Origin of the sequence: Aeromonas sp. ASNIH4 (assembly GCF_002934425.1) — a bacterium.
GTDB lineage: Bacteria > Pseudomonadota > Gammaproteobacteria > Enterobacterales > Aeromonadaceae > Aeromonas > Aeromonas hydrophila.
On record NZ_CP026217.1, the window covers coordinates 4509131 to 4529413 of the forward strand.

Sequence of the window (20283 nt, forward strand, 5' to 3'; positions counted from 1 at the left end):
TTAAACCCCCTTAATCCTTACGGAACATCTTCAGCATGCGCTGAGTGACGGTGAAGCCACCGAAGATGTTGATACTGGCAATCAGCACGGCGACGAAGGCCAATGCGGTGACCAGGGTCGACCCTTGCCCAATCTGCAGCAGGGCACCGACCACGATAATGCCGGAGATGGCATTGGTGACCGACATCAGCGGCGTGTGCAGGGCGTGAGAGACGTTCCACACCACGTAGTAACCGACCACGCAGGCCAGGATGAATACGGTGAAGTGGGAGAGGAACGCCGCAGGCGCCACGGCAGCAACCCAACCGAAGGCAGCGATGCCGAGGGCACCGAACACAAACTTCTTGTTGGAAGGCTTGGCCGCTTCCTTCTTGGCGGCCGGTTTGGCGGCAGCCGGTTTTTGCGGGGCGGCAGAGACCGAGATGGCGGGCGGCGGGAAGGTCACTTCACCGGCCTGGATCACCGTCATGTTGCGCTGCACCACGTCTTCGAAGTTGATGGCAACGTTGCCGTCCTTCTCCTTGCACATCAGCTTCATCAGGTTGACCAGGTTGGTACCGTAGAGCTGGGAGGATTGGGCAGGCAGGCGGCCCGGCAGGTCGGTGTAACCGATCACCTTGACGCCGTTGCCGGTGACATGCAGTTCACCCGGCACTGTGTATTCGCAGTTGCCGCCAGCCTGGGCAGCCATGTCCACGATCACCGAGCCTGGCTTCATGCTGTCCACCATCTCTTTGGTGATCAGCTTGGGGGCCGGCTTGCCCGGGATCAGGGCGGTAGTGATGATGATGTCCACTTCCTTGGCTTGCTGGGCAAACAGCGCCATCTCGGCCGCGATGAACTCTTCGCTCATCACCTTGGCGTAACCGTCGGAGGAGGAGCCATCCTCGCCACCGAAGTCCAGCTTGAGGAACTCGCCACCCATGGACTCGATCTGCTCGGCCACTTCCAGACGGGTATCGAATGCCCGCACGATGGCACCGAGGGAACCGGCAGTACCGATGGCGGCCAGACCGGCTACGCCGGCACCGATCACCAGTACCTTGGCGGGCGGCACCTTGCCGGCTGCGGTGATTTGGCCGGTGAAGAAGCGACCAAACTGGTGCGCGGCTTCCACCACGGCGCGATAGCCACCGATGTTGGCCATGGAGGAGAGGGCATCGAGGGACTGGGCACGGGAGATCCGCGGCACCATGTCCATCGCCATCACATTGATGTTGCGCGCGGACAGCTTCTTGACCAGCTCAGGGTTCTGGGCAGGCCAGATGAAGCTCACCAGGGTGGCACCATCTTTAATTTGTGCGATCTCGGCATCGGTCGGCGCATTGACCTTGAAGATGAGGTCGGCTTGCCAGACGCTCGGCACCACGCTGGCACCGGCAGCCTCGAAGGCGGCATCATCGAAGCTGGCCAGCAGGCCGGCACCGGCCTCGATGGCGACCTCGAAGCCGAGCTTTTTCAGCTGCTCAACGGTGGCCGGGGTCGCTGCGACCCGGGTCTCACCGGCGAGACTCTCTCTCGGTATTCCAATCTGCATGACTATTCCCTGATGGTTAATAAACAATCGCTGCCCAGTGTCGCATTTCTGGCGAAACAAGACATGACCAAAGTGCAGGTCACGGGCCCTTTGTTATGAAAATCAGTAGGCTTTACCTCAACCTCCTGTCATGGCCAGGCCCCCGCTTTTCAGGCGCGAAGGTGATTAGTATCAAATTTTGGAGTTTTATTACAACCGCAGTCCCGGCGGGGCGCGTACAGAATTCAGCCCGTCCCGGACCATGATTTAAAAAAACAAACCAAATTAGCGACTTATACCAGTAAAAAGCGCTGGAAAAAGTGATCCAACCAGTCAAAAAAAATGTTTTACCGGCCCTCTATCTTAGCGCTTTTTGTTCTTACGAAATCCGCACCGATCACAGATATCGGGCCGAAAACGAAAAAAGTAACTGTTTTGTAACAGACAAGGGGCCGGCTACCCGCCAAACGAGCGGATCCGGCCCCTGCTATTTAATCGTTTCGATGGTGGCGGGCCAGTGCGCCCCGCTTACCAGGCCGCCTCATAAATATGCTGGCTCTGCACCAGGTCAATATCGCCGTGCTCGCCGATGGCGGTCATGCCGTGTTCCGCCAGCTTGCCGAGCAGGGTATCAATTCCTGCGTCCGCCACACCGTAATCCCGCAACCGGGTCTTGACCCCCATCCGCTCGAAGAAGTCGCGGGTGGCGGCGATGGCGCCATCGATGCGCTCCGCTTCACTGCCGCTGCGCAGATCCCACACCCGCTCGGCGTATTGCAGCAGCTTGGCGTGTTTCTGCTGGCGCTTGGCCTGCAGCAGGGCCGGCAGCACCACCGCCAGGGTCTGGGCGTGGTCAAGGCCGTGCAGGGCGGTGATCTCGTGGCCCAGCATGTGGGTCGCCCAGTCCTGCGGTACGCCGGCCCCGATCAGGCCGTTCAGCGCCAGGGTGGCGCTCCACATGATGTTGGCGCGCACCTCGTAGTTTTCCGGTTCTACCAGCGCCTTGGGGCCCTCTTCCAGCAGGGTCAGCAGCAGACCTTCGGCGAAGCGATCCTGCACCTTGGCGTTGACCGGATAGGTGAGGTACTGCTCCAGGATGTGGATGAAGGCATCCACCACCCCGTTGGCCACCTGACGGGCCGGCAGGGTGTAGGTCAACACAGGATCGAGCACGGCGAAGCGCGGCATCACGAACGGCGAGAAGAAGTGCACCTTGTCGCCGCTGCTGCGACGGGTCACCACGGCGCCCATGTTCATCTCGGAGCCGGTGGCCGGCAGGGTCAGCACGGCACCGAGCGGGATGGCGGAGCGCACTTCGTTGCCCACGGTCTCGAGGATGTGCCAGGGATCCCGGGCTGGATCATAGTGGGCGGCCGCGGCGATGAACTTGGTGCCGTCGAGCACGGAGCCGCCGCCAACGGCCAGCAGGAAGTCGACCCGCTCGGCGCGGGCCAGCTCGACCGCTCCCATCAGGGTTTCATAGGTGGGGTTGGGCTCGATGCCACCGAATTCAAACAGGGTCATGCCGGCCAGCTCGCTGCGGATCTGGGCCAGCAGGCCGCTGCGCACCACACTGCCGCCGCCGTAGGTGATGAGGATGCGGGCATCGCGCGGCAGCTGTTCACGCAGCTGAGCGACCTGGCCCTTGCCGAACAGGATCTTGGTCGGGGTATGCAGGGTAAAGTTGTTCATCGACATTGCCTTTGTGAGTATCTGGCGGCTTGGCCGCAAAAATGTGATTGCATTTTTCTCCAGACAACCAATACCATCAAGGCAACATCCTGCTTTATTTTTGCCTATTCCTACAAAGCAACCAAAACAGAACCCAAGAGTATCCCATGCAGACCCGCTACACCGATCTCGCCGCCAAGCTGGCCCGCCACGTCACCGCCCCCGGCATCACCCCCTCGCCGGTGGGTCAGGTGAGCCTCATCTACACCACCGAATACCACGGCCGCACCCCGGTGCTCTATCAACCGCGGATGATAGTGATCCTGCAGGGGCACAAGGTGGGCTATCTGGCGGACCAGGTGTTTCGCTACGACCCCAATCACTACCTGCTGATGACCCTGCCGCTGCCCTGCGAGTGCGAGTGCTTCGCCTCCCCTGAGCAGCCCCTCATCGGCTTCTCCCTCGAGATCAACCTGGTGACCCTGCAGGAGTTGCTGTTGGAGCTGGGGGATGCCCTGCCCGCCCCCGCCCCGCAAAAAAGCGGTGTGCACTCGGTGCCGCTGTCGGAGGACATGTTCTGCGCCGCCGAGCGGCTGATCGATCTGATGGACAAACCCCATCACGCCCGTGTACTGGGGCCGCAGACGGTGCGGGTGAGGGGGTGATCTAGATATGAACCTATGAGATCAATATGGTGAACCTCTCTTGAAGCCCCGTTGAATAAGGGTTTAAGTGAGGTTTGAGAGGGGATGGATCCTTTTCTCGTGATCCATGAAATTCAGGTTGTGCATGGAGCAGCTATGAACCTGAATCAGATAAAGATAATGGGGCTGGGCCCCACTTCCGCTACACCATTCTATTCCTGCTGGCCTCGTTATCTCTCACCATCAGCTCTAGGCGCTCCAGAGCGCATCTTTACTGAATAGGCGGTGTTGGTTTGGCTGGCTGGCCGAATACACGCACGACTTCACCTATGACGTACAGGCGCTGGGTCAGCTCTGCTGCCGGAACGAACTCTGGCGGGTACAGTTCGTTATCACTTATGACTCTATAGCCGATTGGGGACAGCGTGAACTCCAGGCGCTTTACCCTCAGGTGGCCATCCAGATTGATGACGTATACGCCATTGAGGGCGAGCTCTCTATCAATGTTGGTTTTGACCAGCAGGCGATCGCCGTTGTTGATATGCGGGGCCATGCTGTCACCAACGGTGTTGATGATGCATAGCTCGGCGTGCTCCAGACGCTCCAGGCGCAGCCAGGTTCTTGGCACATACCAGTAATCACAGATGTTCTCTGCATTGATCCACGCTCCTGCCCCCGCTGATGCCTCTACGTTGAATGTTGGCACCTTGGCCAGGTGATCCATGTCGTTGGCGTTATATGGCTGCTCTGGCTCGCTTGCACACTGTGTTTGAGTCTGTGTAGTGCTTGCACCTTTCCCATAAGCGATCCATTCCAGGCTGACGCCCTCTTTTTTCGATATCTCAGCAATCGTGTCTAAGGCTGGCATTGCTCCCTTTAGCCAGTTGTTCACTGTTGCGAATGGCAGACCCCAGTCACTGGCCGCTTGTCTTATGCTTCTTTTTCCAATCACCTCTTTGATTCGATCACTCACATTCCATTCCTCACTCCCTGAATGCAATGTTTTTTGATCACTTTTGTGTTCGGGTTGCATTTTCTATATCTCGTTGATTTGAAAAGGAAAAAAATCAGTGAGTCTAAAAAGATGCACTTTTTCGAATGCAATGCTCTTTTTATGCTTTACGTGAGTCATAAACAGATCAATACTTAGCTCAAGAGTTAAAGGCGGTTAGTTAACTGCACGACTAAGTAAAAGTGTTATGCGCCGAGGGTACAACAAAATGAGCAGAAAAGGATCAGACCTAGATTGGTCGAGGCAGAAAATTTTAGCGGAAGTGAAGGCTAGAGGCATGAGCCTTGCGGAGTTGTCTGCCTATGTGGGACTCGGAAGAACAACTCTCAGGAATGCTCTTAATCAAGATTGCTACCCACGAGGTGAACGCATTATCGCTGAATTCATTGGCGTTAATCCGGAAATCATCTGGCCGACAAGGTATGAGCAAAGAGCAAAACGCTTAGAAGAAAAGCAGATGGCAATTGAGTTGGCTGAAAAAATAAAAACATCTTTGGTGGCTTAAATGTTTTTCAAAGTATCCGATTTAGTTGGCAAACCAGGAATGCCAAGTACAAGGCAGAACACTCGGTTAGTCCTGGAACGTTGCAGCTCGGCCAACCCTTCTTGGCGTCAGGACAGGGCCAAAGGCAAAGGCTTCGAGTACCACATCGATTGCCTGCCACCGGAGACCCGTGCCCACTTGCTCCACCAGCAGGTGAAGGATCTCAAGAAAGGTGAAGTGAAGACCCGTATCGAGATCGGCAGTGAGGAGTTGTGGCTCACCTATCAGGAATCGAGCGAGAAGAAGCGACAGGAGGCCAGTCGTCGGTTTGAGGTGTGCCTGATGGTGGCGGATCTGGTTGAACGTCACGGCATGGGCATCAAAAAGGCCATGGCTGAAGTGGCCGAAAAGACCGGCGTTGCGGCCTCTAACCTGACCCGCTGGTTCTATGTCAAACCGGGGCTGAAGCGGATTGATAAAAAGGATTGGCTGGCGGCCCTGGTCGATGAGAACGGCCTCAATACCAAACGGCGTGCCGAGTTAAGCCCGGAGGCATGGTCCTTCTTTCAAGGGGATTGGCTGCGCAGTGATGCTCCCAGCGTTCAGGCCTGTTATGAGCGACTGACTCGGGCGGCAGCCCTTAACGGTTGGGCAGTACCCAGTATCGACACCATCAAGAATCGCATTAAAACCCATATCCCGCTGGAGTTGAGGGTGGCGATGCGCGGCGGGGTGTTCAAGGCCAAGCAGACTCTGGTGCCTGCCCAGCGCCGGACCCGCGTGGGATTGCACGCCCTGGCTCACGTCAACGGCGACGGTTACACCCACAACCTGTGGGTGGCACTACCCAACGGTGAGATCGTGCGCCCCACCACCTGGTTCTTCCAGGACGTTTACAGCTCGATGCTGCTCTCTTACTGCGTCGATGTGAGTGAAAACACCGACATGCTGGGGCTCGCCCTGCACCAGATGGTCAGCCGTTACGGCGTGCCTGATGCCTGCACCCTTGACCGAGGCAGTGCGGCACTGAGTCAGGCGATGACTGGCCGGATGCACCGCCCCAGTGGTCGGGATCGCAAGCACAAGAAGTTCGACTCGGCAGAGGTCGAAGGGGCGATGAAGGCGCTGGGGGTAGAGGTGACCTGGACCCGCGTGGAGGCGGATACCGCTGGTAACAAGGGTAACGCGCGGGCCAAACCGATTGAACGGGCCTTTAACGGTAAGAGTGGCCTGGGTGAATACGTGGACAGGCATCCGGCATTCAGCCTGGCGACCGTTGGCGACTCGGTGGAGAAGAAACCCGCCCACTACGCGGACTCACAGAAGAATGCCATCCCGCTGGAAACCTTTTTAGCGGTGTTGGCGGAAGAAATTGAAGCCTGGAACAGTCGCACCGGACGGCGCAGTGAAATGGCCAAGGCTCGCGGACTCAGTTATCGCCAGGTGTTCGAAGAGAGTTACAGCCAGGTCAGCGTGCGCAAGGCCACCGAACAGCAACTGTTGCTCTGTCTGATGCGCACCGAGCAGTGCAGGGTTAACGAGGGCGGATTGATTGCGCTCAAAGCAGGCCAAACGCCCTTGGGCGATTGCAACCGCTATCACAGCGCTCTGCTCTACCCACACATCGGCACTCAGGTGTCCTTACGGTTCGACCCCTTCAACCTGCACTCGGGGGTGTATGCCTACGACGAGAAGGGATCGCTTATCGGCCTTATCCCCATTCTGGAGGACGTTGGCTACAACGACCAGCGCGGGGCCCGCCTGCAACGGCTGGCACAAGAAGAGGTGATGGGCAGAGTCGAGCTGATGCAAAGCACCGCCGAGATGATGACACCAGCAGAGGTTGCCGACCAACTGCGCAATGCCGCCTTGAAGCGGCAAGAGAATGAAGACGAGAGCGCCGCGCAAGGCGTGGCCCCTGGCTTGGTGCAGATGATGCCAGAGCTACCGAGGTTGCCCGAACAGATGGCCTTCAAGCGGGCGGCAGGGTGTGACACCACACCGATGAGCCCAGCAGACAGCATCGATTTTACCGACACATTGATTGACCTATTTGGAAAGAAGGACTGACGCCATGACCACTGTGATTGACCGAGTAAATGCCGCATTGGCAGCAGATAGCGAATTGACCCAGGTGCAGGTTTCCAAACAGGCCGGGATGAGCGAAGCGGTACTGAGCGCCCTGATGGCGGGCACCTACAAGGGCAATGTCGAGCGCAATCTAGCCAAGCTGGAGAAGTGGCTCAAGACCCGTGAAGAGAGCGCCAAAACCCAAGACCTGGTGCGTGGCCCCAAGGATGAATGGTTGCCGTTGCCGACATCGGTACGCATCCAGAACGTGATGAAGACCGCGCAGGCTCTGCGTGCCTGGGGGTTGGTCTACAAGGGTGCCGGTGTCGGCAAGACCACCACCGCCCGCCACTACCAGTCCGAGAACAGCAATGTGTGGATCTTCACGGCAGACCCGTTTCGCAACAACGAGATGGCCGTGCTGCAAGGGCTGTGTGACCAGCTGAAGATCGCCTGCCACGGCATGACCCGCGCCCGGATGAGTGAGGCCATTGCCCAGCGCATCAGCGGCACCAACGGCCTGCTGCTTATCGATGAAGCGCAATACCTGTCCGAACGCATCCTCAACGGCATTCGGGTACTGACGGATGACCGTATCGGGGTGGTGCTGCTGGGCAATGACGTGGTGAAAACCCGGATGAGTGCCCCCCGTACCGCAGTGGACATGAACCCAGTGTGGTCACGGGTCATCAGCTGCCTGGAACTGCCAACGGTGAGCCGTGAAGACATCGCCAGTTATCTGAGTGTCTGGGGGATCGAAGACAAGGAGGTCGTCCGCTTTGCCTACGACAAGATCCCGCAATCTGTAGGGGCTCTGCGCTCGCTCTATCGCTTGCTGCAAGTCGCTACCTCTATCGCCACCAGCGCCAGCCAAACGCTCTCTCTGGAGCACATCAAGGCAGCCTGGAACCACATAGGAGTTGTCGCGAGATGAAGATGGAACTGAGTGACAAGGTGCGCCTGGCCGAGCAGGTCAGCCGCCAGATGGCGAGCCGCCAATGCACGGTACTGAGCGCCAAGCTGGGGTTTGCCACCCCGATGCTTGAAGTCGATAAACCGCCGCTGGGCCTGCGGGACAAGGCCTTCGAAATCAAAGAGATCATCGGTGGCCAGGTGAACATGGCCTATGTAGCGAATGTGGATGGCTGCCGGGTTATCTGGCGCACCATCAGCCTGAACAAACAGTAACAACCAAGTAAGAGGACAACCCCATGACCGTACAACAAGAGATGACCATTCCCGCTGGCTACCTGAAAGACCGTAAGGGCCGTCTGGTGCCCCAAAGCATGGTCGATGCCTACGACCTGGAGATGGATGCCTTCGTGAAAGAGCAGTGCCAGGGAGCCCGCGAACTGCGCGACCTGATGAAGCGCTTCAAGAAGACCACCTTTGGCAACTGCCACGCCTGGCTGGATCTGGTGGCAGAGAAGTATGACCGCCAGCCTGGTGGCCAGAAGGGCAACGTGACGTTTGGCACCTTTGACGGGTCTGAGCAGATCCGTATTCAGATGGCTGACCAGCTGCGTTTTGGCCCGGAGCTGCAAGTGGCCAAGGACATCATCGATGAGTGCCTGAAGGAGTGGTCTGCCGGTGCCAACCAGAATCTGGTGGCCATCATTCAGGACGCCTTTGAGGTTGACCGGGAAGGCAAGGTCAACACAGGCCGCATCCTCTCCCTGCGCAAGCTCAAGATCGATGACGAACGGTGGACCCGTGCCATGCAGGCCATTGCTGACTCGATCATCGTTTCCGGCACCAAGGCTTACGTCCGGTTCCTGGTCAAGGACGAAGAAGGGCGGATGGTCTCTATCCCGCTGGATCTCGCAGCCCTGTAACCCATGCGAAACCGCGCCCCAGTCATGGGGCCGGTCTGCCCGATGTGGTGATCGGGTACTGATGAGCAGCCAGGAGGAGTGATGAGTGACCAAGGCGGTAGCGCCTCGTTAGTCACCTACGTGATGAAGTTCGCGACACGGGTGAGCAAGGGTAAGAAACCTGTCCCGCTCACGCGGGAAGAGGCAGAGGCGTGGCTGGATAAGCATTGCCCTCAGTGGCGGCGATCAGTGGTCAGGAATGGATGAGCAAGCCAATAGGAGAAGAGATGAGCAACAAACGCATTCTCGACAAGATCAAGAAACTGCTGGCCCTGGCGGCCAGCGGCAACCAGCACGAAGCGGCCAATGCCATGGCCAAGGTGCAGGCGCTGATGGCGGCGAACGGCCTCACAGAAACCGATATCGAACTGAGCTGCATCGGGCAGCAGTGGGCCAAGTGTGCTAACCAAAGCAGAACACAACCCCAGTGGAGCCACATGCTGATCTCCCTGGTTGGGGATGCCTTCGGGGTTGAGGTGATGTACCAGCGTGAGATCTTCGGTGCTGTCAGGGTGTCGTTCATTGGCCCGGCAGAACGTGCCGAGATCGCCGGGTGTGTCTATGAAGTGCTGGCTCGCCGGTTGGGCAAGGCCCGCCGTGAGTACCTGGCCGGTTTGAACAAGCGGATGAAGACAACCACCAAGACCACCAGAGCGGATCTGTTTTGTGAAGGGTGGTGCCGGGCAGTGTGGGCCAAGGTGCAGCAGCTCGTACCCAGCGAGAAAGAATCCGCCCTGGTCAAGCAGTTCATGGAGCAGAACCACCCCAAGCTCAAACAGGCAACTGCGCGTGAGGCTGGCGGTAATCGCCGGGATCACAACTCCATGTTTGATGGATACCGCGCTGGGCAGGATGTGGAGCTCAATGCCGGGGTGGCAGGTCAAGAGCAAGGGAAGCTGGAGGTGTTATGAGAGTTGGGCTAGGCAATGAGTTAGACGCTCTGGTTAAGCGATGGGAATGTTGGCGAATCGCCTCTTTTTGGATAGGTCTTAATCTTCTTGCCTTGGCAATTGGCATAAATCTGCTGGCTTGATGAAGGGGGAATGATGAAAAACACAAAGGCTTTTGTCACTGAAGTAGAGGCCGAATTACTGGCAAAAAAACATCTGGAAGCATTCGTGGCCGAATGCAGGTGCCAGAACAAACAGGACATATTACGTGCATTGAAAAAATGGTTGGGGTGGGGATGCACGCCCATGACGTGGTTGAAAATGGTTATTGCGTAACAGTGCAATAACAAGCGAAACCACCCCGCCACCTGGCGGGATGGTCTACCCGATGTGGTGATCGGGTACTGATGAGCAGCCTGGATCCCGGTTGTCATCTCCCACAACAAGGAGAGGACAATGACCTATCACAACCTGTCTATGCAGCTGACCAAGCTGTTTGAAGCCTACTGTATCGCCTTGTCCTTGCGGGACATGGTGCGGGTTCGCGTGCGCCTGGTGCGTTTTGCCCATCGGGCCCGCCGTCTCAACCAGCATCGGCTGGCCCGTGAAGCCTTTATGGCCGCTGGCCAACTGGGCCGCGACATTCAAAAGGTGTCGCCATGAGGGCCGAACTGCTGGCCTGGATGGCGCAGCGCCCCCCGATGACCGCCAGCCAGATGATCGAGGCGGGCGTGCTTGAGGAGCTGGCTATCTCGGGGCGCGAGAATCTGGTGACCTGCCTGTGCGAGATGTGCAAAAGCGACACCTGTCCGGTGAGTGCCGTCAAAGCCCCTGAAACCCATCTGTATCAAGGCCGCAGCCCGCGTCGTGGTTGGGTCAATATCTATCGTATTCGCGGAGTCCATCATGACTGAGCAAGAGAGAGAAGTAAGCGAGATCGTGACCTGGCTGGGCAAGCGGGAGTTTCCCGCCCTTGCTGGCTACACCACCCCGCTTGGGCAGCAGCTGTATGAGGTGATCACCGATGTGTTGTCGTTCGCCTCGATGGCGGCCCGCAAGGCCAGTATCGCCGAACGCAAGCTGGATGACCTGATGATGAGTCTGCCCAACAATGCCCACGCCTATCACGAGTTGAAGCGACTCCAGGAGGAGATCCATGCGCAAGGCACCCCAGCACAGAGCCCGCTTGTAGTTCTGGTTAAACAGGCGATCGAGCACTCTGGCCGCCATGACATCGAGCAATGCTGCGGCAGCAGTTGCAATAAGCAACGCAATCTCGAACACCTGACCGCGTTGGAGGTAGGCACCGAGCTGTTTTACCAGGAGATCGTCAATCTGGGGTCACAGGTGGTGACACTGGAGCAGGAGAATCGCCAGTTAACATCCCGTTTGAATGCCCTTAAAGGAGGCACCCAATGATGTTTTACCGCTGTGATGATGTGCCAGTTTGGCAAGCCTGGTGCCAGTACCATCAAGAGCTGAAGGCGATGCAGCAGGCCGCCCGCGCCTTTGCCGAGTCGCTGGATGCTGAACCGGTCTATGGTGCCTCTGTTTATGGTCAGATCCTGGTGGGGATAGCCCCCCGCCATTTTGATGACCGGAGTGATAAAGCGCTATGGAGTGAGCCCGGCTATGGTGGGGTCAGGGTGCCCAGGCAGTATGTGCCCAAGGGCCAGTTAAAAACAGGTGCCCAGCTGCGTGAGCGCTTCCCTGATGGTCGTCCAGCCGTGACGGTAGACCGTGCCAGGCTGGCCCCGCTGTGGGAGGCGTTGGGGGTTGATATGCCAGCGGTGGCCAAGGCCGGTTCAACCTTCTTTGGCTATGATGGCCAGTTTTACTTTACCACCCTGCTGCGTGCCCCGAACGCGACGGTGATTGATGAACATGAGTTCAAGCAAGCGCTGCAACTGAGTCAAGCCGCGCAGGCTACCCGATAGGCCACTTCCTGTTTTACCCCCTTTCATGAGGCACCGTTTGGTGCCTTTTTTGTTGGTGTTTTGTTCGCAAATTCGCCGCCACTTTCGTATAATTAATTTATGTGGCGGAGGAACGAAAATTGATTGAAACAAAACGCCGACCTGGCCGCCCCCGTAAAGAGAAGACCCTGGACGGTGCAACCCGTAGCAAGCGCCTGCGAGCCAAGCGAACGGAAGATGGCACCAAGGAACTGCGCCTGGTGGTCGATGCTGCGACGGCTGATTTGTTTCATGCCTTGCGTGAGCAGAGCGGGTTCGGCCAGCGAGAGCAGTCAGACTTCTTTGCAGCCATGCTGCTCAAGGTGGCCGGTCGTGACTGGCTTGGTCCCGCGTTTACGCTCCCTATCGAGAAGGAGGCATCATGACAGCACGCAAGACCCTGTATGGCCTGGTGCACAAAGGGGCCGAGGTGAAGTTCGGTTGCCTGCCTACCGACGAACGGGACGCGGCCTATCGCGATTGGCTGGCGATGCGCACCGGTCAACGCTCTTGCAAGGGGCTGACCGAGTTACAACTGGCCGCCCTGGTACGCGAGCTGAAACGGGATGGCAGCCTGGCGGACTATCGCCCTGGTGGAAAAGCACCGGACCGGCCAACCGATGCCCAATGGCGCAAGCTGGCCGCGCTGTGCAAGGAGTTGAACTGGCAAGGTGGACTGGATGACCCGGCATTAGACCGGTTCTGCCAGCGTACCGCACACGTCAGTAAAGCCAGGTTCCTGACCAAGGGCCTTATCAGCCAGGTCATCACCGGATTGGAAAAATGGATTGCAGGAGGGGCCCAGTGAGCCGTATTGACCCCCGTTATGAAGTGGTATCTCCCCGCACTCAAGAAGAGTTGCAGGCGCTACTTGAGGAGCAATGGCCGGATCGTCGCGTTCCGGCCCATGAGTTCCACCAGCTTATCCAGATGAACACCCTGGATATGAGTATTTTGAAAAGCCATCTGGGCTGTAATCGTGCCTGGTACAACACCCATGAGCTGGCCGAGTGGCTATGGAAGAGGAGCAATTATCATGATGACGACCAATGAGCCGCGTCTGTGCATCAAGCCGTGTCGGGATGTGCTGACCTTGAAAAAGCGGGCCACCCATGGGGCCATCAAGGGCACCGAGTTCTTTGCCTTTCGTCTGTCAGGCTGGTTTATGTTTGTGCGGGAGGTGCCAGATAATGGCCCTCGCACTGGTGAGCAGTTGAGTCTTTTCTAAGGCAGACGTATGGTAGTACATTTCCGAATGAATATGAGGGCAATATGATCCGAGTTGTATTGGGGTTTCTGGCGTTATGTGCGGTGGTTTGGTTTGGAATACCGTTCTTCATCAAAGAGGCTGTACGCCCCCAAGAGATGTTCACCAGAAACGTACTATGTATGACCGATAGCCAAATAGGGTCGATCACTTATCAGATGCAAGAGCCGTGTAAGGAGATATTCACCACGGATATCGTCTCTCGGGTCGAGCAAAGTGATTCGGCATATTTGGATTACTACCCCATGACCATGGAAAAATATGACCTAAATAAAATTTATACCGCGTTGCTTATTTCAGACCCCAGTTTCCGAAGCACGATCCCTGATTTTGAAGTGTGGTGGAATGCACGACCGATAAGACAAAAGCGCAATAAACAAGGCCCGCAATAGCGGGCCTTGTTGCATCTATCACGCTTACAACTTCGCGTGGATCTTGATAGCAAACTGCCTGGCAGCGGCAGGAATATCACTCGGGGTGCCGAGCATGGCAGGCAGAGCCTCCACTCGCCGGATGATCACCTGTTCCAGCTCTTCCACGCTCGGGCTCACCGAGAGCTGTTTGAGCTGTCTCATGGCTAGGCTGAACTGCTTCTGATCTGATGGGTGAGAGCTGAACCAGGTTGGCTTTGACAGCCACGGCTCCAGTGCTTCTTCAATCGACATATTCGTCTCCTGTTGGGGCAACGCAGTCTCAGTTGCGCAACCATACTACCCCCGCACTTGGCCAGTGGACAATCTTGGTTGGCAAATTCACTGTTTTTATATACAGTGAATAACTGTATGGATATACAGCAACAGGAGCGCCAAATCATGATCCTTCGCATCATCATCGACAAGAAGCAAAAGCTGCCCAACGGCACCACCGAAGCATTGCAAAAGGAGGCTGCCCGCCGTCTTCTCACTCGCTGGCCAGAGCTGGCCATCGACGTGATACGGGGTCAGCGCAATGACGTTGAGGTCAAACGCACCACCGCAGAGGAGCGGGATGCCATTCTGGAAGTTGTGCAAGAGGTCTGGGAAGACCCTGATTCCTGGATGCCCGCCACCTGACCCTAATCAAACAAAAGGCCCGCAACTGCGGGCCTTGTTCATTCTGTATGGGTGGCATCATGCAGCCATCATCCCCCGCTCGATTGCCTGCTGGCCCGTCATCCCGCGAAACAGCGCTTCTTCAGCGGCTCTGCGGCGTATCAAGCCACGCATCACCTTGCCGTCGTTCTTGTTCCATTTCTTGAACTCCTGAGCGGCCCCCTCGTAGTCACCGGCATTGAGTTTGCGCAGCAAGGTGGAATCTCCCAGTCCTTCGGCAATGGTATCCGCATCGATGTCGGAGCCGACGTTATAGGCAAACGACACCAGCGCATCGAACTGGCCCTGGGTCAGTGGCACCTTGACCAGTGACGCCACATCCCGCTCAAAGCGGCGTAGGTCTTCCAGGAAGGCGGCATCAGCCTGGGCCTGAGTCCAGACCAGACCGGGTTTTACTTCAGGACCAGTGTGCCCCCAGCCAATGGTCCAAGGCTCGCCGTTCTTGCTGCCAGGGTCTGGGTAAGCCTTGAGCTTGCAGTTCTCGAAATGGTGCATGACGGTGACACCGCCTTGTTGTGAAGTCTTCATCGTTTATTCCTTCTGGCTATCTGCCCACTGGCGCAGCGCGGTCATGCGAATATCGCAGGCTCGCAGTGCCGCTATCATGGCGGGCATGTCTTCTTCCACCACCGCACCCCAGGTTGTGAGGTTCAGCGGTGGTACTGGGCAAGGGGCGCTCAAGCTGGCCGGAGGGACCAGCCTGACCACCTCAGTTTTTATCAAGGGGGGTGGTGGCGAGCTGGCGCAGGCGCACAGCAGCAGCGCCAGGCAACTCAGTAGTGCGGCACGGTTCATGGATGATGGTTTCCTTGATGTCTTTCTGGGCCTGCCCCTGCTCGGTGAGCAACCGGCCTGCCTGGCTCTGTACCTGCAAGGTGAGCTGGTTATTGCGGGCCACCTCCTCCTGCAGGCGGTTGATACTGGTGGCCTGGACCTTCATGGTCTCGCTTTGCTGGGACAGGGTGAGGGACAGGCGCTGTGCGGCCTCTGCCTGCGTTACCCTCTGCTGGTGCCATAGCCAGACCATCAGCAGGCACCCCAGCCACGGCAGGACCCGCCATAGCAGCGCGTTCATGCCTCCCTCCGCTTGCCCATCTCAAACCAGATCGCCACCAGCATGGCCAGGTCATAGGCCAGCCAGAAAAAGAACTCCGGTTTGAACTCGGTTTGACCGACGGTGTAAGGGGCTTTGAGCAGGACGTAAGCCAGCATCAAGCCGGTCACCCCCCAGTTGCGATAGCGCACAGCCCGCCCCATCACGACCAACCCTGCCACCACATCGAGGGCGGCAAACAACAGGTTCAAGTGCTCCATCATGATGGTTTCCTCCAAAGCGACTTGAGTTTCATCAAGGTGCCCAGCGGGTCTTCCGAAAACCCGCGCAGCACCGTGTTCATGCCGCGCAGGATCCACTGCGCCCCGAACGCGGCAACACCCGACCAAAACACCCGCATCGGCTCTGACAAGTCCCAGTAACTGAGACCCAGCCAGGCCATCCAGATAACAAACCCGCTCATCGGTGCCCCAATCAGGAAGTCCCTGACCGACAGGCGATCCGAACTGGCCGCCTGTGCCAGTGCGGCAAACAGCGCCAGACCTGCCAGGGCAGCCGTCATGCCCATGCTGTCCACGGCATCCTTGAAGGCGATAAACCACTCCCGCATCACCGCCCCCCTTCCGAGTTCTCGGCGACCACCACCACGTTGATGGCCGTAACGCTCACCACCGGATTCTGGTTACGCGCCAGGGTGCGCATCGCAAGCGACGTGGTGCAGCGATAGACGCCCTGGATCTTCTGGCCAAGCCCGGTCAACGCTTCCGGCACGATGTCGCGCCCCAGTTGTTCTTTCCAGCGAGCCAGGGTGCTGACCAGGGCACTGGTAAACTGGGCCTCTATGGCACTGGCTTGTGCCTTGTAGTCATTGAAGATTTCAAGCGTGAAGGTGCCGTCGCTGTGTACCTGCTCGGCGTCTTCGACGGTGATGCGATCCCCCAGGGGACGCACCTTGTCATCGCGAAGGACGTCTTCGATCTCCTGCTTGATGGCGTCGGTCGATGACTCCCCCCCGGCCATCATGGCGCAAATGGCGATATCGTTGGGGGCTGGCGACCAGACCTTGACGTTCTTGATGGCCCCGTTGGCGGTCAGGGCGAAATACTCATAGGCGTCATAGGGCCCGGCCACCGAGAACTTGCTGGGGGCCAGGTAGATGCGCTGGCGATAGCGGTCATCATCCTCAATCTCACTGCCGCCCTGGCTTACCTCGGTATTGGTTGCGGCGCTCACCTCGGGGTGACCGGTCACCACCTCGGTGATCTCCCCTGGCAAGAACCCGTTGGCCTGGGTGCCGGGGGTCTGGCATTGGGCAATTACCGTGATGGTGATCGCCGTGGCGGCAACCGGGAACGGGTCGGTGGTGGCAAACAGGCTTTGCCCATCCACGGCTCGCACGCTGAAGCCGGGTTCCAGCACGAACGCCGGGTGGCCAGGCTTGAGGGTCAGTTGCAAGGAGGTCAATGCGTGGCTTGCGGGCAGCCGCTCGCAGTCCACACTGGCCCCCTGGTGATCGAGCATTGCCCCCTCACCAAACGCCAGCAGGTTCTGCTTGCCCTCCCGGTTGATGTCGTCCACCAGCAGCTCCCGCTCGTAGGCAACCTGCTCCAGGACAAAGGTCTCCGGGTCGGACACCAGCGGATAATGGCCGGTACTGGCCTCGTAGTTCTTTTTGAGCCGGGTCAGGGTGCCGTTGTAGTCGTTCGGGATCACCTGTGGCTCTGGCAGATCGGATAAAGGGATCTGGCTCATGATGCGCGCTCCAGTTTGGCATTGCAGATCCAGCGTCCGCCGAGGCTGGTGGTCTGGGTAACCACCTTCCACAAGGGGGGCAACTTGCCTGCATCGGTCAGTTCAATCAGCTGGCCAGCGGCCAGGGGGGTGTTAATCAGTTGCAGTTGGCCAAAGGCCGTTTGCTTGGTGCCGGTGGCCGATAGCTGGCTGTCGGCGTAGCGCTTGGCCTCTTCCAGGCTGCGCACCGGCACGTCATAGAGGCGCAAGGTGCGTCCCTCTGGCGCACCGGGATTGCCTGCCTGGTAGGTGATCTGCTTGCGTTGTTCGGCATCGTAGTAGTCGATGATGACGGCCCCGTAGGTGTCACGCTTGGTGATCGGGAAGTCGGCCTGACTCACGACATCGCGGCGTTTAAGGGACAGCTTGAGCCTGGGCAACTCAGGAGTGCCGACGTAGAGGGTCTGGTTCTTGTTCGATACCGGCAGGCCATAGCGCCCCGCCAGACGCGCCAAGAAATCCCGGCTGCTCTCGGCCCGTTGCTCGACTCTATCGAGCAACACGTCTTCGCCGTTGAACACCCCTTGCATGTCAGCCTCGGCGGCCAATTGGGCTACCAGGGCTGACAGCTTGATGTTGTTGAAAGCGCGGGTCTGCGCCTTTTCCATGGCATCGCGCTTGGCCGTTGCCGCCAACGCGCCGATCACCACTTCGTCCGGGCCAAAGCGAAACCGGATACTGTCAATTTCAAAGCGCCCCCAAGCCCAGCTCGATGCCTGGTTGCCCGGTGTGGCTTGGCGATGCTCCCAGACCACGCCGGGACTGAGGATGTCCCCCTCCTTGGGGAACCACTTTTCGGTAAAGATGCCGCCCCGGTTATCGAGCACCAGGCTGACCTGATCCCGCTCGCTCTTGCCCTGGCGCAGGCTGTCCACATAGCTCAGTGACTTGACGTAAGGGGCCAGGTCTTCACTCACCTTGCGATTGGCCCAGGTCAGCAAAGCGGCATACTTGATGAGGCCTAACGCTGCCATGGGGCCAACTCCACCGGGGTAATGGCCTGCGCCGCCATCGAGGGTACGGTGATGACCAAGCCTGCGGGCAGGACAAAGCCCTCCGTGCGACGTGCGGCATCCTGGTTGGCGCTGCGCAGGGCATTGATGGCCTGCTGGGTGACAGACCCGTAGGCCCGCACGCAGAGGCTATCCCAGCGTTCGCCCTGGATTGAAACGAGGGTGGTGGCCTGTGTACTCATTTGCCCGCCTCCTCATCGCGCACTTCCACCAGGGTCAGCTGATAGCTGACGGCGATGATGGTGCCGTTTGGCAGGGTCTCAATGATGGTGCGAGGCATCTCGCGGACGGTGAACATCCCCAGTGTCTCGGTGCCAACCACCAGCCCACGGGGGATCTGTTTCTCGGCGAGGTCCGTGAGATCGATATGGGCCTTGGTCAGGTCGCTAAACTCGTTGTGCAGCTCGATGGTCATGCGCACGGTGCGTTCGTCCTCCCCGGTCATCTGGTGCGAGGGATAGCCCTGCACCAGCTGCTGGGGTTGCACCCGCCAGCGGCGGCTGTCCTGGAAGTCCTTGGGGGAGAAAAAGGATTTGAACAGCACTTCGCCCAGCGCTCCCCATTGGGCATGACTCACCTGGCGGGCCGGAAACAAACTGTCCCCCATCAGACCCAGCAGGCTGCCTGCCACCTGATTTACATTCATTACGCCTCCTCGGGAGGCACGATGATGTCCTCCCCGGTCATGTCGTTGGTCAAGATGATTTGGCGCAAGGCCGGATTGGGGAAAACGCGATGAACGGTCATCACCAGACTGACCTGCCAGTCTTCACGCCAGGTGTAGAGATCCTCCTTGCGCTGCTCGAACTCTTCGCCCTCCTGGTCACCGGCAAAGCCACTGTTCAGGCGTTTGGCGTTGACCAGTTCTGCATCCCCGACCACCTTGAGCTCCCAGCCCGGTTCCGGGCTTATGCGCATATCGGTCAACACCTCATCGACGCCTTCCAGTACCACCAGCCGCTGGGTCAGCAGCTCATTGAGGGCGATGGCATGGAGCAAGGCATCGGTGGTGAGGGTCTTGTTGCTGTTGCCCCCTGACAGACGCACCGAGACCAGCAGATCGAGCACCAGCTCGTAAGGCACATAGGCCGTCATCTCGCTCATCCGGTCAGCTTCTGATAACCGCTGATTGGTCGGCATGATGCGGATCTCGCGCCGTGCCATCGCATTGGATGGCTCGGTGACCACGTGCATGGCATCAGGGCCCGCGAAATGGCTCTCCAGCAGTTGCTCCAGCTTGTCCAGCACAATCATCAGGCACGCTCCAGGGCCCGCTTGGCCTCTTTGAGTAACAGGGCTTGTTGCTCCTTGTGCAGCACCATGAATTCACGTTTGGGCACGTCAATCTTCTCCAGTCGGTAAAACAACAGGCACAGACGGCGGGCCTTCTTCTTGCCGTCCTGCTGCTTGGGTTTGAGGGGCAGCCCCTGCACGCTGCCGCCATCTGGCGGGACGCCCAGCACCGCTTTAGGCCGCCAGACGATGCGCCAGCCCGTGCTCTCCAGACTCCCGAGCAGCCCCTTGATGCCCATCGCCTTGGCCTTGCGCTTGAGCCCTCGGGTGGAGGGCACCATCAGGCTCTTGGCCTTCTTCGCCACCAGGGTGCCGCCGTTGTTGATAAGCGGGGTATGGGGCAAGGGGGAGCCGACAGTGAAGCGCCCAGGCTCAGTGGTGTAGGTGATGGAGGCGCGGGTCTCGCCGCTGTCAAACAGGGGTTTGGCCCCCCGGTTCTTGAGCGATTGAGTCAAGGCGGCATTGGCCTTGAACGGGCCATCCATGTTGAGTTGCACGCAGGTGACCGCCAGGGGAGCCAGCAGCTCGGGGAGCTTGGTCATCACCTGGCTCATCTGCTGCAAGCGGGCATTGAAACGGTCTGTACTGGATGCCATCTGCGCACCTCCTCCTGGAATGGCTCCAGTATCCCTATCCCCTGACTCGCTTGTTGCCCACG

The 20283-nt window shown here is 58.5% G+C and carries 32 protein-coding genes, 2 other RNA genes and 1 pseudogene; 20 read left to right on the forward strand and 15 right to left on the reverse strand.

The genetic code is table 11. The features are described from left to right. Window positions 1–10: 10 nt before the first annotated feature. A complete protein-coding gene (gene pntA / locus C2U40_RS21150; RefSeq protein WP_011707743.1) occupies window positions 11–1537 on the reverse strand; it encodes a Re/Si-specific NAD(P)(+) transhydrogenase subunit alpha in 1527 nt (508 codons plus the stop codon). Between the two features lie 507 nt (window positions 1538–2044). Next, window positions 2045–3208 carry an alcohol dehydrogenase gene (gene yqhD, locus C2U40_RS21155; protein WP_026080327.1) on the reverse strand — a complete coding sequence of 388 codons (1164 nt, stop codon included), beginning with the start codon at window positions 3206–3208 and terminating at the stop codon, window positions 2045–2047. 146 nt (window positions 3209–3354) lie between these two features. Here yqhD and C2U40_RS21160 point away from each other — a divergent pair. Beyond that, window positions 3355–3840: pseudogene (locus C2U40_RS21160) on the forward strand (AraC family transcriptional regulator); the annotation flags it as partial. Window positions 3841–4102: 262 nt separating this feature from the next. Here C2U40_RS21160 and C2U40_RS21165 read toward each other — a convergent pair. Continuing rightward, window positions 4103–4864, reverse strand: coding sequence for a LexA family transcriptional regulator (locus tag C2U40_RS21165; RefSeq protein ID WP_103827769.1), 762 nt, complete (start codon window positions 4862–4864; stop codon window positions 4103–4105). Between the two features lie 187 nt (window positions 4865–5051). On the opposite strand from C2U40_RS21165, the gene C2U40_RS21170 reads away from it, so the two are divergent. The 18 genes from C2U40_RS21170 (at window position 5052) to C2U40_RS21255 (ending at window position 13775) form a co-directional block, all read left to right on the forward strand. Beyond that, window positions 5052–5348, forward strand: a complete 297-nt coding sequence (locus tag C2U40_RS21170; RefSeq protein WP_103827791.1) for a helix-turn-helix domain-containing protein — start codon at window positions 5052–5054, stop codon at window positions 5346–5348. Window positions 5349–5387: 39 nt separating this feature from the next. Continuing rightward, the gene (locus tag C2U40_RS21175; protein ID WP_158656456.1) at window positions 5388–7397 is read left to right on the forward strand and encodes a transposase domain-containing protein; all 2010 of its coding nucleotides are present in this window, start codon (window positions 5388–5390) and stop codon (window positions 7395–7397) included. 4 nt (window positions 7398–7401) lie between these two features. After that, window positions 7402–8331 carry an AAA family ATPase gene (locus C2U40_RS21180; protein WP_103827767.1) on the forward strand — a complete coding sequence of 310 codons (930 nt, stop codon included), beginning with the start codon at window positions 7402–7404 and terminating at the stop codon, window positions 8329–8331. Beyond that, on the forward strand, window positions 8328–8585 hold the full coding sequence (locus tag C2U40_RS21185) for a hypothetical protein (RefSeq protein WP_103827766.1): 258 nt from the start codon (window positions 8328–8330) through the stop codon (window positions 8583–8585). Before C2U40_RS21180 ends, C2U40_RS21185 begins: the two co-directional genes overlap by 4 nt. 23 nt (window positions 8586–8608) lie before the next feature. After that, on the forward strand, window positions 8609–9232 hold the full coding sequence (locus tag C2U40_RS21190) for a DUF3164 family protein (RefSeq protein ID WP_103827765.1): 624 nt from the start codon (window positions 8609–8611) through the stop codon (window positions 9230–9232). A 3-nt stretch (window positions 9233–9235) separates the two neighbouring features. Beyond that, window positions 9236–9307: hammerhead ribozyme type II (locus C2U40_RS21195), an RNA gene on the forward strand. Window positions 9308–9498: 191 nt separating this feature from the next. Then, entirely contained in the window at window positions 9499–10182 is a 684-nt protein-coding gene (locus C2U40_RS21200) for a DUF2786 domain-containing protein (protein WP_103827764.1), read from the forward strand. 132 nt (window positions 10183–10314) lie between these two features. Continuing rightward, window positions 10315–10497: a hypothetical protein gene (locus C2U40_RS21205; protein WP_103827763.1), complete on the forward strand. Its 183-nt coding sequence runs from the start codon at window positions 10315–10317 to the stop codon at window positions 10495–10497. A 12-nt stretch (window positions 10498–10509) separates the two neighbouring features. Beyond that, window positions 10510–10582: hammerhead ribozyme type II (locus C2U40_RS21210), an RNA gene on the forward strand. 35 nt (window positions 10583–10617) lie between these two features. Further along, window positions 10618–10824 (forward strand): hypothetical protein, encoded by a 207-nt coding sequence (locus tag C2U40_RS21215; RefSeq protein WP_094697715.1) that lies wholly within the window; start codon window positions 10618–10620, stop codon window positions 10822–10824. Then, window positions 10821–11075, forward strand: a complete 255-nt coding sequence (locus C2U40_RS21220) for a hypothetical protein (protein ID WP_103827762.1) — start codon at window positions 10821–10823, stop codon at window positions 11073–11075. The genes C2U40_RS21215 and C2U40_RS21220 overlap by 4 nt, the downstream gene beginning before the upstream one ends. Continuing rightward, window positions 11068–11580, forward strand: coding sequence for a hypothetical protein (locus C2U40_RS21225; protein ID WP_103827761.1), 513 nt, complete (start codon window positions 11068–11070; stop codon window positions 11578–11580). Before C2U40_RS21220 ends, C2U40_RS21225 begins: the two co-directional genes overlap by 8 nt. Then, window positions 11577–12098, forward strand: a complete 522-nt coding sequence (locus C2U40_RS21230; RefSeq protein WP_103827760.1) for a hypothetical protein — start codon at window positions 11577–11579, stop codon at window positions 12096–12098. Before C2U40_RS21225 ends, C2U40_RS21230 begins: the two co-directional genes overlap by 4 nt. A 119-nt stretch (window positions 12099–12217) precedes the next feature. Beyond that, the gene (locus C2U40_RS21235) at window positions 12218–12502 is read left to right on the forward strand and encodes a hypothetical protein (protein WP_094697719.1); all 285 of its coding nucleotides are present in this window, start codon (window positions 12218–12220) and stop codon (window positions 12500–12502) included. After that, window positions 12499–12924 carry a regulatory protein GemA gene (locus C2U40_RS21240; protein WP_103827759.1) on the forward strand — a complete coding sequence of 142 codons (426 nt, stop codon included), beginning with the start codon at window positions 12499–12501 and terminating at the stop codon, window positions 12922–12924. Before C2U40_RS21235 ends, C2U40_RS21240 begins: the two co-directional genes overlap by 4 nt. Further along, on the forward strand, window positions 12921–13169 hold the full coding sequence (locus tag C2U40_RS21245) for a hypothetical protein (RefSeq protein WP_103827758.1): 249 nt from the start codon (window positions 12921–12923) through the stop codon (window positions 13167–13169). Before C2U40_RS21240 ends, C2U40_RS21245 begins: the two co-directional genes overlap by 4 nt. Beyond that, window positions 13153–13344: a hypothetical protein gene (locus tag C2U40_RS21250; RefSeq protein ID WP_094697722.1), complete on the forward strand. Its 192-nt coding sequence runs from the start codon at window positions 13153–13155 to the stop codon at window positions 13342–13344. The genes C2U40_RS21245 and C2U40_RS21250 overlap by 17 nt, the downstream gene beginning before the upstream one ends. Window positions 13345–13388: 44 nt before the next feature. After that, entirely contained in the window at window positions 13389–13775 is a 387-nt protein-coding gene (locus C2U40_RS21255) for a hypothetical protein (RefSeq protein WP_103827757.1), read from the forward strand. A gap of 24 nt (window positions 13776–13799) precedes the next feature. On the opposite strand, the gene C2U40_RS21260 is transcribed toward C2U40_RS21255, so the two are convergent. Continuing rightward, window positions 13800–14048: a hypothetical protein gene (locus tag C2U40_RS21260; RefSeq protein ID WP_094696872.1), complete on the reverse strand. Its 249-nt coding sequence runs from the start codon at window positions 14046–14048 to the stop codon at window positions 13800–13802. 147 nt (window positions 14049–14195) lie between these two features. On the opposite strand from C2U40_RS21260, the gene C2U40_RS21265 reads away from it, so the two are divergent. Next, on the forward strand, window positions 14196–14435 hold the full coding sequence (locus tag C2U40_RS21265) for a DinI-like family protein (protein ID WP_158656457.1): 240 nt from the start codon (window positions 14196–14198) through the stop codon (window positions 14433–14435). A 57-nt stretch (window positions 14436–14492) separates the two neighbouring features. Here the strand turns inward: C2U40_RS21265 and C2U40_RS21270 are convergent, their stop codons facing one another. From C2U40_RS21270 to C2U40_RS21315, 11 genes are read right to left on the reverse strand one after another with little or no spacing between them, the layout of a single operon-like run. Continuing rightward, window positions 14493–15002, reverse strand: coding sequence for a lysozyme (locus C2U40_RS21270; protein ID WP_103827755.1), 510 nt, complete (start codon window positions 15000–15002; stop codon window positions 14493–14495). Between the two features lie 3 nt (window positions 15003–15005). After that, window positions 15006–15269, reverse strand: coding sequence for an Rz1-like lysis system protein LysC (lysC, locus tag C2U40_RS27065; RefSeq protein ID WP_441296581.1), 264 nt, complete (start codon window positions 15267–15269; stop codon window positions 15006–15008). Continuing rightward, window positions 15184–15549, reverse strand: a complete 366-nt coding sequence (locus C2U40_RS21275; protein WP_103827754.1) for a DUF2570 family protein — start codon at window positions 15547–15549, stop codon at window positions 15184–15186. The genes lysC and C2U40_RS21275 overlap by 86 nt, the downstream gene beginning before the upstream one ends. After that, on the reverse strand, window positions 15546–15791 hold the full coding sequence (locus C2U40_RS21280; protein ID WP_094696879.1) for a hypothetical protein: 246 nt from the start codon (window positions 15789–15791) through the stop codon (window positions 15546–15548). The genes C2U40_RS21275 and C2U40_RS21280 overlap by 4 nt, the downstream gene beginning before the upstream one ends. Beyond that, window positions 15788–16138, reverse strand: coding sequence for a hypothetical protein (locus C2U40_RS21285; RefSeq protein WP_094696878.1), 351 nt, complete (start codon window positions 16136–16138; stop codon window positions 15788–15790). The genes C2U40_RS21280 and C2U40_RS21285 overlap by 4 nt, the downstream gene beginning before the upstream one ends. After that, window positions 16138–17280 carry a baseplate J/gp47 family protein gene (locus C2U40_RS21290; RefSeq protein WP_103827753.1) on the reverse strand — a complete coding sequence of 381 codons (1143 nt, stop codon included), beginning with the start codon at window positions 17278–17280 and terminating at the stop codon, window positions 16138–16140. Before C2U40_RS21290 ends, C2U40_RS21285 begins: the two co-directional genes overlap by 1 nt. Beyond that, a complete protein-coding gene (locus C2U40_RS21295) occupies window positions 17277–18293 on the reverse strand; it encodes a phage late control D family protein (RefSeq protein ID WP_103827752.1) in 1017 nt (338 codons plus the stop codon). Before C2U40_RS21295 ends, C2U40_RS21290 begins: the two co-directional genes overlap by 4 nt. Continuing rightward, the gene (locus tag C2U40_RS21300; protein ID WP_103827751.1) at window positions 18281–18514 is read right to left on the reverse strand and encodes a tail protein X; all 234 of its coding nucleotides are present in this window, start codon (window positions 18512–18514) and stop codon (window positions 18281–18283) included. The genes C2U40_RS21295 and C2U40_RS21300 overlap by 13 nt, the downstream gene beginning before the upstream one ends. After that, on the reverse strand, window positions 18511–18978 hold the full coding sequence (locus C2U40_RS21305; RefSeq protein ID WP_103827750.1) for a phage tail protein: 468 nt from the start codon (window positions 18976–18978) through the stop codon (window positions 18511–18513). Before C2U40_RS21305 ends, C2U40_RS21300 begins: the two co-directional genes overlap by 4 nt. Next, the gene (locus tag C2U40_RS21310; protein WP_103827749.1) at window positions 18978–19586 is read right to left on the reverse strand and encodes a hypothetical protein; all 609 of its coding nucleotides are present in this window, start codon (window positions 19584–19586) and stop codon (window positions 18978–18980) included. The genes C2U40_RS21305 and C2U40_RS21310 overlap by 1 nt, the downstream gene beginning before the upstream one ends. After that, on the reverse strand, window positions 19586–20221 hold the full coding sequence (locus C2U40_RS21315) for a hypothetical protein (protein ID WP_103827748.1): 636 nt from the start codon (window positions 20219–20221) through the stop codon (window positions 19586–19588). The genes C2U40_RS21310 and C2U40_RS21315 overlap by 1 nt, the downstream gene beginning before the upstream one ends. Window positions 20222–20283 lie beyond the last annotated feature (62 nt).